The organism is Paeniglutamicibacter kerguelensis (assembly GCF_017876535.1).
GTDB lineage: Bacteria > Actinomycetota > Actinomycetes > Actinomycetales > Micrococcaceae > Paeniglutamicibacter > Paeniglutamicibacter kerguelensis.
Genome location: NZ_JAGIOF010000004.1, coordinates 41,594 through 53,631 on the forward strand (window position 1 = coordinate 41,594; position 12,038 = coordinate 53,631).

Genomic DNA, 12,038 nt, shown 5'->3' on the forward strand with positions numbered 1-12,038 from the left:
TAGTCTAGGGGAGCTGGAAACAGTAAAAGGACACGTGCCAGAGCGGCCGAATGGGCTTCACTGCTAATGAAGTGTCGGGGTTAAACTCGACCGGGGGTTCAAATCCCCCCGTGTCCGCCGAATGGCCCCCTACTTAGGTAGGGGGCTTTTTTGCGTCTTGGGGCGCTTTCACAAAGGCCGCACAGACGCCCCAAAAACAAGGAAACCGCGCGCGTCCGGCCCCATCAGGGGCCAGACACACGCGGTTCCAGGTGCAGACGGCGCTGCTTGGAGCAGCTACTTGTCTCCGTCGCCGAACGCGTTGAGCAAAGTTCGAACCATCTCATCGGGAAGGCCCGTACAACGGGCGACAATCGCGGTCGCCTCGTCAAGTTCGCCCATGCGCAGGTGGTCGAGGAACTCGGTGCGCTCGGGCTCATCCAGGTCGTTGACACTGAAGTGGACGGCTCCGTCCGGCCCCTGTCCTTCAAAACTGAAGTCTGCGATGTTTGCCGATGACGAGTTGCCCCCGCCCAGCGGCGAGGAAACAAGCATGCGCAGTATTTCGCCTTGGTCCAGCCCCGAATACTTGGCAATCAGCGTTGCGGCGCCTGGCAAGTCGTGGTCGCGAACCAAGGACATGAACTGGTCGTATTCAGCGGGGGGCAGGTCTTCGCTGGCAAATTCCCGGGGCTCCCCGTCCACCAAGTAGGAAACCTTGAACTGCGTTGAGGTTTTTTCCGCTTCGCTTCCGAATTCCTGTGCCCAGTCACTGGGCACAACCCACGCCTCGTCGTCCCCGATCGCAGGGGCGCTGGGAATGGACAGCGCATCCTGGGGCGAAACTTCGTGCACCGGGGAGGCCGCTGAATTATCGAGCGAAGGAATCGAGGCAGCGACGCTCGGGCTCGATTCGTCATCGGCCTGCTCCGCGTTTTCATTGGCGGCAAGCTCGGCCAGGCGTTCGGCCTCAAGCTGCTGGGAAATGGTCATGCCGGCGGCAGGATCCTTGCGAATCTGCGGGAAGCGCTCAAGGCTGCGCACCGCGATGATGCTTGCCTTGTACCCTTCCCCGGTCATGGCCTTGTAATTCTGCACCGCTGCCATGAAATCGCCCTGCGCCAAGGATCTGTAGACTGCTCGATGCCCTTCGCCCGTGAGTCTCAAGGCTGCTGATTCGGCCGTTTCCGGCGTGATCGCGGCAGAAACCTCGGCTGAGTTCTTGGCGCGCAGCCGCGTCAGCCACAGCCAGCCAAGACCGAGGATGAGCAGCGGAACGACGACCCAAAGCAGAGTTTCCATACCTCTAGACTACGGCCCACCGGGGTCGAGGGCGAAGCCAGGGACCCGCAAAGTTCCGGGTATCAACACAGCCCGCGGGCCGACCAATTCGTTCATCTTGGTTCCGGCCCAGACATCCGATGTCTAGACTGGGTATATGGCAGTCACAGACGCAGCGATCACGCGCATCAAAGAAATGATTCTTGGCGGAGAGCTTTCGCCCGGAGACCGGCTCCCCCCTGAAAAAGAACTTTCGGAGCGTCTTGGCCTTTCCCGTTCTTCACTTCGCGAGGCGGTCAAGGCGCTGGAACTCATCCGCGTCCTGGACGTGCGGCGTGGAGACGGAACCTATGTCACCAGCCTTGAACCGCACCTGCTCACCGAGGCCATGTCGTTCGTTGTCGAGCTTCATCAGGATTCATCGATCCTTGAACTGCTCGAGGTCCGGCGGATCCTCGAACCGTCCGCGGCTGGCCTGGCGGCCCAGCGGCGCAGCGAAGAGCAGCTCGAACGACTCGAGGAATCTGTGCACGCGGTCACCGCGGACACCGACATCCAGGAGCTGGTCACCCATGACTTGCTTTTCCACTCGATCATCACCGAAGCCGCGGGAAACGCCTACCTCGGGACCCTGTTGGAGGCTCTCTCCAGCAACACCGTGCGCGCTCGCATCTGGCGCGGACTGACCCAGGATCACGCGGTTCAACGCACATTGGACGAGCACCAAGCGATCCTTTCGGCAATTCGCTCCGGTGACACCGAATTGGCCAAGGCGCTGGTTACCGCCCACGTCTCCGGCGTGGAGACCTGGCTCAGGCAATCCACTGCCAGCTGACGCCAAAGATTCGGCGGGGCCCGGAGATCCGCCTGATGGATCTCCGGGCCCCGCTTCTTTGACATGGGAAAGCCCGGTTTCACCGTCTCCCACCCGCCAAGCGGACGGGAGACGGCGAAACCGGGCTTTTGTGCTGAAACGATCCGCTCCGGCCACCCACGGCCGAGGCAATCCCTGCTTTTCAGCGGGCGGCTTCCGCGATGTACGGCAGCCCTTCAGTCCTACTCGTAGAGGTTGGCCTTGATCTTCGCGTCGTCAATGTTCTTGGCGTCATACCAGTAGAAGCCGGTGTCGATGACCTTTTCGACGGTCTCGCCCTTGATGGCCGCAGCAGCTGCCTTGACGGTCTCGTAGCCGATGCCGACCGGGTTCTGGGTGACTGCGCCGGCCATCAGGCCCGAGCGGATGGCGTCCATCTGGGCCTTGCCGGAGTCGAAGCCCACAACCGTGAGCTTGCCCTTGAGTCCGAGCTCTTCAACCGCCTTGACCACGCCGATCGCCGAGCCTTCGTTGGTGCCGTAGATGCCCTTCAGGTTCGGGTTGCCGTTGATGATGGTCTTGGCCAGGTTCGCCGATTCAAGCTGGTCGCCGCCGCCGTACTGGACCGTGACGATCTTGATGTCCGGGTGGTTGGCTGCCATGTACTCGGTGAATCCATCGCGGCGGTCCTTGCCCGAGGTGGAGGTCTGGTCGTGGGCGACGACGGCAATCTCGCCCGAGCCGCCGATGAGTTCGGCCATGTGCTTGGCGGCCTCGGCTGCTGCCGCCTTGTTGTCGGTTGCCGCGGTGGCCACGGGAATCGCCGAATCGACGCCGGAGTCGAAGGCGATCACCGGGATGTTCTTTGCCTTGGCGTCATCCAGGATCGGGGTGGCAGCCTGCGAGTCGAGCGCGGCGATGCCCAGGGCGGCCGGGCTCTTGGACATGGCGGTGGTCAGCATCTCGATCTGCTGGGCCACGTCCTTCTCCGTGTTCGGGCCTTCGAAGGTGATCTCGACGCCGTACTCGGTGGCCGCCTGCTCGGCACCGGCCTTGACCGACTGCCAGAACTGGTGCTGGAATCCCTTGGAAACGATGGCCACGTACGGCTTCTGGCCTTCACTGGTGGCAGCGGCACCGGCGTCCGGGGTGGTGCTGGTGTCGCATGCGGACAGGGTCAGCGCAAGCATTGACACTGCTGCCAGACCAATGAGCTTCTTACGGAACATGACGTGTACTCCATTTCGTGACGGGAAACTGCGGGCGTACTGCGAGTGGTGATGATGAATGGGTTTCGGCCCCGGACATGGTGCTGGTAGGGCAACAGGGTCCGGGACGGTGAAAATCCTTGGTGCGGCCGGGGGCAAGCGGCTGCTTTTAGCCGGTGCTCTTGTCCTTGCGGCGCAGCATGTCCAGGTATACGGCGAGCAGGATGACACTGCCGATGGCCACGGATTGCCATTCCTGCGGAACATTGATGATTCGCAGGCCGCTGGTGAGCACGGACATGATCAGCGCGCCGATCACGGTGCCGACGATCGAGCCCTTGCCGCCTTGGAGGGACGTGCCCCCGATGACAACGGCGGCGATGGCCTGAAGTTCGTAACCCGCGCCCTGCCCCGGTTGCGCCGAGTTCAGCCGGGAGGCGATGACCACGCCGGCCAGGCCCGTGAAGGTGCCGGCGAGGGTGTAGATCCACATCTTCCAGCGCCTGACGTTGATGCCCGACAGTGCCGTTGCCTGCTCGTTGGAGCCGATCGAGTAGGTGTAGCGTCCGATCAGGGTCTTGGAAAGCACTACCCCGGCGATGACTGCCGCGATGAAGAAGATGAAGACCGCGTTGGGGATGATCAAGCCCGGAATCGACTTGCCCAGCGCCAGCTGGCTGAATCCGGGGGTGTCGTTGAAGTAGATCGGCTTGGTTCCGGAGATGACCAGGGCCAGGCCCTGGGCAACCATCATCATGGCCAAAGTGGCGATAAATGGCGGGATGCGCAGGTAGGAGATGAGCACTCCGTTGATCAGGCCGATCAAGGCACCGGCCAGGATGCCGGCGAGCACGCCGAACGCGAGCGGAAGGCCCATGTAGGTCAGCGTCACCCCGACGATGACCGAGGTCAGGGACATGCCGGTTCCCACCGAGAGGTCGATGCCGCCGGTGATGATCACGAAGGTCGCACCGAGTGCCAGCAATCCAATGACCACCGTGGAGAGCAGGATGTCGGAGAGGTTCGATGGGGTCAGGAAAAGCGGATTCAGGATGCCGAAGAGGATCACCAGCACGATCAGGGACCCGAATGCCATCAGCTGCTGCATGCTGGCGCGGGCCCGGACCATGAGGTCGGATTCCTTGCGGTTCTGGGGCGGCTTGGCCAACGGCGAGCGGCTGCCGTTTTCAACCGAGGTGGTGGTGCTCATGCTGTTTTTGCTCCTCGTTCACTCTGCGTGGCAAGTTCCATGATTCGTTCCTGGGTAGCCTCGGCGTTGTCCAGGAATCCGGTGATTCTGCCCTCCGACATCACCGCGATGCGATGCGACATGCGCAAGACTTCCGGCAGTTCCGAGGAGATCATGATGATCGACTTGCCGCTGGCGGCAAGTTCGTTGAGCAGGCGGTAGATCTCGTCCTTGGCGCCCACATCGATGCCGCGCGTTGGTTCGTCGAAGATCAGCACGTCGCAGTCCTTGACCAGCCACTTGGCAATCACGATCTTTTGCTGGTTACCGCCGGAGAGGTTCTTGGCCTCCTGGTGGATCGATGGCGTCTTGATCCGCAACCGTTCGACCTGTTCACCGGCGATGTACTTGAGCATGCGTCCGTTGATGAAACCGAACTTGCTGATCTCTTTCAGGGACGAAAGCATGATGTTCTGCGCGACGTCGGCTTCCAGCATGAGTCCCAGGTGCTTGCGGTCCTCGGAGAGGTAGCCGATGCGCAGCTGGGCAGCCCGCGCGGGATTCGGGATGCTCACGGCCTGCCCGTTGAGGATGATCGTCCCGGAGCTCATCTTGTCCGCCCCCACGATTGCCCGGGCGACCTCGGTGCGGCCGGCGCCCATGAGTCCGGCGAAGCCCAGGATTTCGCCCTTGGCAATGCTGAATGAAATGTCGTTCAGCAGTTCCCTGGTTGAAAGGTTGCGCACTTCCAGCCGGGTTTCCCTGCCCGCGAGGATGGTTGCCGGGCGGTCGGTTCCGGAGACTTCGCGTCCGACCATCAGGGAGATGACTTCCGGCATGGTGGTGGTCTCGGTGTCGAGGGTGTCCACGTATTCGCCATCGCGGATCACGGTGATCCGGTCCGAGATGACCTTGAGCTCGTCCATGCGGTGCGAGATGTAAATGGCGCCGGTTTCCGGGGTAATGAATCGGCGGATGATCCGATGCAGGGTTTCGACCTCGGCATCGTTGAGCGCGGCGGTCGGCTCATCGAGAATCAGCAGCTTCGCGTCGAAGCTCAGTGCCTTGGCGATTTCAACCATCTGCTGCTTGGCGACGGTCAGTTCGGCGACCTGCTGAACCGGGTTGAGGTCCACGCCGATCCGGTCGAAAAGTTCGCGGGCCTGGCGGTTGAGCGCCGAGTCGTTGATGAACGGTCCCCGCATGGGTTCGCGGCCCAGGAAGATGTTTTGGGCGACGGTCAGGTCGCGCATCAAGTTGAATTCCTGGTGGATGATGCTGACGCCGAGCTCTTGTGCGTGTTTCGGGCCGCTGATGTCCACCTTGTTGCCGCCGATGCGGAAGGTTCCCGCGTCGGGAACGTAGATCCCGGACAGGAGCTTCATCAGCGTTGATTTTCCGGCGCCGTTCTCGCCGACCAACGCCAATACTTCACCGGGGCGGACGTTGAGTTGCATGTTCGCCAAGGCGCGAACGCCGGGGAAGCTTTTGTCGACCCCGTCGATCTCCAGCAAGTACTCGCTCATATCCATACCCTCCTAACATCGGATGTTTAGTAAAAAACTACTCGTGAATCAGATCACATGCAACCTAAAAGCTCCAAACAATTGCATTTTCAATCAATTCCGCGCTTGATTCATCCGATCTTTGATCGGAGGTTTGGGTAAACTCGTCGTGCGGTCCCGGCCCAGAGGGACTCCTGTTCGGCCACCGCGAGCGTTCCCACCAGGGTTTCAAACACCCGCAAGGTCGGCGCGTAACCGCCGGCCGGAACCGTCATTGGCCAGTCGCCGCCGTACATCATGCGGCCCGGGCCGAAGGCTTCCAGCGCAACGTCAAAGGCCGGCCGCAGCTTGGAGACGTCATAGCCTGCATGCGGGATGCGCAGGCCCGAGAGCTTGGTGAAAACCTGGGGCAGTTGCGCCAGCCGCGTGAAGGAATCCCGCCAGGCGGCAAATGCGCCATCGCTGGAACCCAGCGGCGGCTTGGCCAGATGGTCGACCACGATCCGCAGGTCCGGGTGCCTTGCTGCCACACGGAGCGCCTGGTCCAGGTGCCGGGGGAAAGCGTCGGGGATATCCAGCGGGATGTCGTGCTTCGCCAGCAACTCAAGGGACGCCGAGACGTCGGGTCGCTCGAGGAAGTCCGCCCGTGGATCGTCGTGCACCAGATGGCGCACCCCGCAGAACGGACCCGACCCGCGCCACGACTCGAGCTGGTCCTCGAGCGATTGAGGCGCGCAGAGATCCACCCAGCCGACGACCCCGAGCACCCAGTCATACTCGGCCGCAACGCCCAGCATGAACTCGGTGTCGGCCAGGGTGTCGGCGGCCTGCACCAGGATTGCGCCATCGACGGCGCTGTCCGCCAGCTCCGCCTCCGCCATGCTCGGCGTGAAGTCCGCATACAGCTCCCCCAAGTCCGGGGTGAGCCACGGGTACGCCCCGGGGTCGCCAATCTGCCACAGATGCAGATGCGCATCCAGTCGCTCCATCATTTGCCCCCTTGGGATGGACGGGAAGGCCCTCCATGGGCGCCCCCAGCATGCGGCTTCCGCCTACCGGATGGCCAGTGCGCCATTGAGCAACCTCCTTTGGGCCAACGCGTCCCACAACCCCTCGTCGACGCGGGCATGGGCACGGGTTGCGTTCACCCGAGCTTGCTCCGGGGTGGAAGCGCCGAGCATCACCGAGACGATGCCCGGGTGCCGCATCGCAAACTGAACGGCGGCGGTGGGCAGATCGGTGTCGAACTCCGCGGCCACCGCGGCCAGCGCCCTCGCACGTTCAAGGACGTGCGCGGGGGCCGGTTCGTAGTTGTAGTTCGCGTTCCCGGGAACGACGGCGGAAGCCAGCAACCCGGAGTTGTAGACACCCACGTTGACGATGCCCACGGACCGTTCCATGCACAGGGGCAGCAGTTCTGCCGCGGCGGGCTGTTCCAGCAGCGTGTATCTGCCCGCGAGCATCACCAGGTCAAGGTCGGCCCGCCGCACGCATTCGGCGGCTGCACCGGTGGAGTTGGTGCCCACCCCGATGGCCTGGACGAGCCCCTCCGCGCGGAGCTTTTCGAGCACGGGCAGGCCCTGGACGATGCCGGATTCAAGGTCGTAGGCATCGGGGTCGTGCAGGAACACGATGTCCAGGTAGTCGCTGCCCAGGCGTTCGAGCGTGGACTCGATGCTGGACCGGATGCCGGCATCCGAGGGGTCCCAGCGCCTGCGGGTTGCGGCGGGGACCGCGAAGCCCTCGTCATCGAGTTCCCCGGCAAAGCCCGCGTTGGGTTCGAGGACCCGCCCGACCTTGCTGGAGAGCACAAGGTCCTCGCGGACGACACCGCCGCCGAGCCACGCACCGATGCGGGACTCGGAAAGCCCGAGCCCATAGTGCGGTGCCGTGTCGAAGTAGCGGGCACCGGAATCGTAGGCCGCCTGCAGCGTCGCCTGCGCGGTGGCCTCATCCATCGGCCGGTAGAGGTTGCCAAGCGCCGCCGCGCCGAATCCGAGGTTTCGCCCGAAACCCGGGTCTCCGAACCCGAGGCCGGCCAGGGACTCGCGCATCACTGCTGCTCCCCCGCCGGGTCTTGGGCGAACGACCAGACCATCGGGATCCCGCTGTCGTCCCCGGAATAGTCGTCGCCAACCTCGAGCAGTTCCGCCATTTGGGCCTGCCAAGCAATGTTGGCCGGGTGCTCGGCGAGGCCAAGGCGCATGGCACGGTAGTCCTCGACTTGGACCAGGTGGAAGAGTTCGCGGCCGCTGCGCCAGATGCGCCAGTCCCGGACCCCGGCGGCCTTGAGCGCCGCGTGCAGTTGGGGTGCAAGCGATGCATGGATCCGGTCGTAGTCGGATTCCCTGCCCTGCTTGAGCCTGGTGTTTAGTGCGATGGTTTCCATCGGGTCTCAGGCCTCCGTTGTCCCGGCGTTGCCATTCATCGACAAGGCACCACTGAGCGCCAAGTCATTTGCCCATTCAACACCATTCGGGAACTCAAAGTCGGCAAGTGTTTGGGCAATCATCTGTGTTCCGGCCCCGGGCACGCTCGGCGGCCAGTAGGCGCCGGAGTGGACGTTGATCGGCTCGACAAAGTGTTCGTGCAGGTGGTCAACGAATTCGATGTAGCGTTCCTCCGTGGTCCCGGATACGGCAACGAAGTCGAACATGGACAGGTGCTGAACCGCCTCGCACAACCCCACGCCACCCGCGTGCGGGCAGACCCTGACACCGAACTTTGCCGCAAGCAGCAGGATCGCGATGTTTTCGTTGACCCCCGCCACGCGGGCGGCGTCGATCTGCAGCACCTGCAACGCGTCGGCCTGCAGGAATTGCTTGAAGAGCACCCGGTTCTGGCAATGCTCGCCGGTGGCCACGGGGATCGGATGGACGCCGCGGGCGATGGCCGCGTGGCCCAGGATGTCATCGGGGCTGGTGGGCTCCTCGATCCAGGCGATGTCGAATTCGGCCAGGTGACTCATCCATTCGATGGCCTCGGCGACATCCCAGCGCTGGTTCGCGTCGACGGCGATCTTGATGTCGGGGCCGACCACCGAGCGTGCGGTGCGCAGCCGCCGGATGTCATCGGCGAGGTCGGCGCCGACCTTCAACTTGATTTGGGTGAAGCCGTCCTTGACGGCCTCCGCGGCCAGGCGGGATAGCTTTTCGTCGGAGTATCCGAGCCAACCCGGGGTGGTGGTGTACGCGGGGTATCCCTTGGCCAACAGTTCCTCGGTGCGCGCCGCACGGCCCGGAAGGGCCCTGCCGAGGATTTCCAGCGCGTCCTCGCGGGTCAGCGCGTCGGAAAGGTATCGGAAATCCACGAGGTCAACGAGTTCCTCGGGGCTCATCGAGGCAAGCAACGCCCAGAGCGGCTTGCCTTCTCGCTTGGCCTTGAGGTCCCAGAGCGCGTTGACGACCGCCCCGATCGCCATGTGCATGACGCCCTTTTCCGGGCCCAGCCAGCGCAGCTGCGAGTCATGGACCAGCCAACGCCAGGTCGTTCCCATGTTGCCCAACAATTTCTCGACATTGCGTCCCACGAGGAATGGCGCAAGGGCCTGGATGGCGGCGGCCTGCACGTCATTGCCGCGTCCGATGGTGAACACGAAACCGTGTCCCTCAAGCCCATCCTGGGCATCCGTTTCCAGCACCACGTAGGCCGCCGAGTAGTCGGGGTCCGTGTTCATGGCATCGGAGCCGTCAAGCTCCCGAGAGGTGGGGAAACGGACATCGGTGGTGCTCAAGGCCGTGATCGTGCTCATGTGTCCTCCAAGTGGTGGATCCCGCGGTTTCGTGGGGGTGATGCCTTCGCCCGGGCCGGCAGGGCCCGCCGGAGCGAGATCGCTTTCGTCTACCCCGAGAGTAGACATCGGATGTTTATGTTGTCAAAGGTTCATTTTGAGCTAAAGTTGTGAATCAGCACACTCGAATCATCCGATGCTTGGAGTCAGAATGAAGTTTGCACGAATCGGCGAACCCGGAGCGGAACGCCCCATCGCGCTGGACAACGAGGGGCGAGCCTTCGATATTTCCAGCACCACACCCGACATCAACGGGGCCTTCCTTGCGGCGGACGGCATCGCCGCGGTCCGTGCGGGGCTCGCCGCCGGAAGCTACCCGGAACTGGGCTGGAGCCTGGCCGCGGGCGAGGCTTTCAGCGCCGCCCCCACGGGCGAACGCATCGGCTCGCCCGTCGCACGTCCCGGAAACGTCATTTGCATTGGCATGAACTACGCGGCCCACGCCCGTGAATCGGGGGCCGAACCTCCGACGATTCCGGTGGTGTTCCTGAAGCCCGCCAACACCGTTGCTGGCCCGTTCGACCCGGCCCCGATCCCGCCGTCGGCCCAAAAGTACGACTGGGAGGTCGAACTGGGCATCGTCATTGGCGCCCATGCGAAGTACCTGCCCTCGGCGGAAGCGGCCAAGGACGTCATTGCCGGTTTGCTGATCGCCAACGACCTGTCCGAACGCGAATACCAAATCCCCGGGGCGGCAGGCCAATGGACCAAGGGCAAGTCCCTGCCGCAGTCCACGCCGCTGGGCCCGTTCCTGGTTCCGGCCGATGAAATCGACGGACACAACCTTGGCTGCCGTTCATGGATCAACGGGGAAATCCGCCAGGACTCGAGCACCGCGGACTTCATCTTCGATTTGCCCACCGTGGTCCACCACCTGAGCCAGTACATGGCCCTGGAACCGGGCGATGTCATCCTCACCGGCACCCCTGAGGGCGTCGCCCTCTCCGGCCGTTTCCCGTACCTCGCCGAGGGCGATGTCGGGGAGTTCGAAATCCAGCAGCTTGGCCGCCAACGCCAGGTATTCTTCCGAGAGCAGGTCAACGCATGAGCGAATTAACTTCCACCCCGGCAACCCAGGACATGGCCGGCCTGCGTGCAATAGTCACCGGCGGGGCATCTGGCATCGGAGCGGCAATTGCCGCTACCCTTGCCGACCGCGGGGCCACCGTTGCCGTGTTGGACATCGACACCGCAACCGCCGACGCCCGCCATATCCCCTTCACCTGCGACGTAGCGAACGCCAACTCCGTGAATGATGCAGTCTCCGGGGCTGCCCGGGCCTTGGGAGGAATCGACATTGTCATCAACAACGCCGGAATCGGCGCCCAGGGCACCGTCGCCGATAACGACGACGACGAGTGGCTGCGCGTGCTGAACATCAATGTGGTGGGCATGGCCCGGGTCTCCCGCGCCGCACTGCCGCACCTGCGTGAATCAAGGGCCGCGGCCATCGTCAACACGTGCTCGATTGCCGCAACTGCGGGCCTGCCGCAACGGGCACTGTATTCCGCGTCCAAGGGTGCCGTGTACTCGTTGACCCTGGCCATGGCCGCCGATCACGTACGCGAGGGAATCCGCGTCAATGCGGTGAACCCCGGCACCGCCGACACCCCGTGGATCGGCCGGCTCATGGATGCGGCGGACGACCCGGTTGCCGAGCGGGCCGCGTTGAACGCGCGGCAACCCCACGGCCGGATGGTTGCGGCGGAAGAGGTTGCCGGTGCCGTCGCCTACCTGGCCAGCCCTCTGTCGGGTTCGACCAACGGCGTGGCCCTGGCCGTCGACGGCGGCATGCAGGGTCTTCGCCTGCGCCCGGTCGGAAGCTAGCCCCGCCGCCGAACGCAATCGGCCCGCACCGCCCTTTCCGCCGTTGCGGATGAGGGGGGTGCGGGCCGATGTAATGTGGCGGTCCGAGCGTGCTCAACCACCAGGGACGGGATCCGGGTCAGACTACAAGCGGGACCGCGTGGATCTCATCCGCCAGATGGCCAGCGCGCTCGTGGATCCTCTGCACGGCTTCCGCAGACGGAGCCTCGGACAGGCAGAAGACCGTTCCGCTGTCCGGATCCGCCCACGCCTGCTTGAACTGCACGTTTTCCTCGGCTTGGATAGCAAGATCGGCCTCGTGCGCGGCCTTGAGATCGGCCTCGGACAAGCCCTTCATATTGTGGTGGACGTCCATGAACTCAGCCATGACAACACTTCCTTATTGAAGTTGAACGCAACAAATCGCTTGACGTTCGACTCATTTTATGCCCGTCCCGGACTCAGT

At 63.6% G+C, this 12,038-nt stretch carries 12 protein-coding genes and 1 tRNA gene; 4 read left to right on the forward strand and 9 right to left on the reverse strand.

The annotated features are described in order from the left end of the window. The first annotated feature begins 28 nt into the window (after window positions 1–28). Window positions 29–117: transfer RNA gene (locus tag JOF47_RS19665), tRNA-Ser, on the forward strand. A gap of 159 nt (window positions 118–276) precedes the next feature. On the opposite strand, the gene JOF47_RS19670 is transcribed toward JOF47_RS19665, so the two are convergent. Further along, window positions 277–1,281, reverse strand: a complete 1,005-nt coding sequence (locus JOF47_RS19670; RefSeq protein WP_210002113.1) for a hypothetical protein — start codon at window positions 1,279–1,281, stop codon at window positions 277–279. A gap of 136 nt (window positions 1,282–1,417) precedes the next feature. Here JOF47_RS19670 and JOF47_RS19675 point away from each other — a divergent pair, with 136 nt between their 5' ends. Then, on the forward strand, window positions 1,418–2,095 hold the full coding sequence (locus JOF47_RS19675; protein ID WP_210002115.1) for a FadR/GntR family transcriptional regulator: 678 nt from the start codon (window positions 1,418–1,420) through the stop codon (window positions 2,093–2,095). Window positions 2,096–2,316: 221 nt separating this feature from the next. Here the strand turns inward: JOF47_RS19675 and JOF47_RS19680 are convergent, their stop codons facing one another. From JOF47_RS19680 to JOF47_RS19710, 7 genes are all read right to left on the reverse strand, one after another. After that, entirely contained in the window at window positions 2,317–3,303 is a 987-nt protein-coding gene (locus JOF47_RS19680) for an ABC transporter substrate-binding protein (protein ID WP_210002117.1), read from the reverse strand. A gap of 148 nt (window positions 3,304–3,451) precedes the next feature. After that, complete coding sequence (locus tag JOF47_RS19685; RefSeq protein ID WP_210002119.1) at window positions 3,452–4,492, reverse strand: ABC transporter permease; 1,041 nt, start codon at window positions 4,490–4,492, stop codon at window positions 3,452–3,454. After that, window positions 4,489–5,997, reverse strand: coding sequence for a sugar ABC transporter ATP-binding protein (locus JOF47_RS19690; RefSeq protein WP_210002121.1), 1,509 nt, complete (start codon window positions 5,995–5,997; stop codon window positions 4,489–4,491). The genes JOF47_RS19685 and JOF47_RS19690 overlap by 4 nt, the downstream gene beginning before the upstream one ends. Before the next feature lie 110 nt (window positions 5,998–6,107). Continuing rightward, window positions 6,108–6,968, reverse strand: a complete 861-nt coding sequence (locus JOF47_RS19695) for an amidohydrolase family protein (RefSeq protein ID WP_210002123.1) — start codon at window positions 6,966–6,968, stop codon at window positions 6,108–6,110. A gap of 60 nt (window positions 6,969–7,028) precedes the next feature. Further along, window positions 7,029–8,030 carry an aldo/keto reductase gene (locus JOF47_RS19700; protein ID WP_210002820.1) on the reverse strand — a complete coding sequence of 334 codons (1,002 nt, stop codon included), beginning with the start codon at window positions 8,028–8,030 and terminating at the stop codon, window positions 7,029–7,031. Beyond that, window positions 8,030–8,365, reverse strand: coding sequence for an L-rhamnose mutarotase (locus JOF47_RS19705; RefSeq protein ID WP_210002125.1), 336 nt, complete (start codon window positions 8,363–8,365; stop codon window positions 8,030–8,032). The genes JOF47_RS19700 and JOF47_RS19705 overlap by 1 nt, the downstream gene beginning before the upstream one ends. 6 nt (window positions 8,366–8,371) lie before the next feature. Continuing rightward, window positions 8,372–9,727: an L-fuconate dehydratase gene (locus tag JOF47_RS19710; protein ID WP_210002127.1), complete on the reverse strand. Its 1,356-nt coding sequence runs from the start codon at window positions 9,725–9,727 to the stop codon at window positions 8,372–8,374. Window positions 9,728–9,917: 190 nt separating this feature from the next. Between JOF47_RS19710 and JOF47_RS19715 the strand changes: the two genes are divergently transcribed. After that, complete coding sequence (locus JOF47_RS19715; RefSeq protein WP_210002128.1) at window positions 9,918–10,814, forward strand: fumarylacetoacetate hydrolase family protein; 897 nt, start codon at window positions 9,918–9,920, stop codon at window positions 10,812–10,814. Continuing rightward, a complete protein-coding gene (locus tag JOF47_RS19720; RefSeq protein WP_210002131.1) occupies window positions 10,811–11,593 on the forward strand; it encodes an SDR family NAD(P)-dependent oxidoreductase in 783 nt (260 codons plus the stop codon). The genes JOF47_RS19715 and JOF47_RS19720 overlap by 4 nt, the downstream gene beginning before the upstream one ends. Before the next feature lie 118 nt (window positions 11,594–11,711). Here JOF47_RS19720 and JOF47_RS19725 read toward each other — a convergent pair whose 3' ends face one another. Then, window positions 11,712–11,960, reverse strand: coding sequence for an SCO4226 family nickel-binding protein (locus tag JOF47_RS19725; protein ID WP_210002133.1), 249 nt, complete (start codon window positions 11,958–11,960; stop codon window positions 11,712–11,714). Window positions 11,961–12,038: the final 78 nt, after the last annotated feature.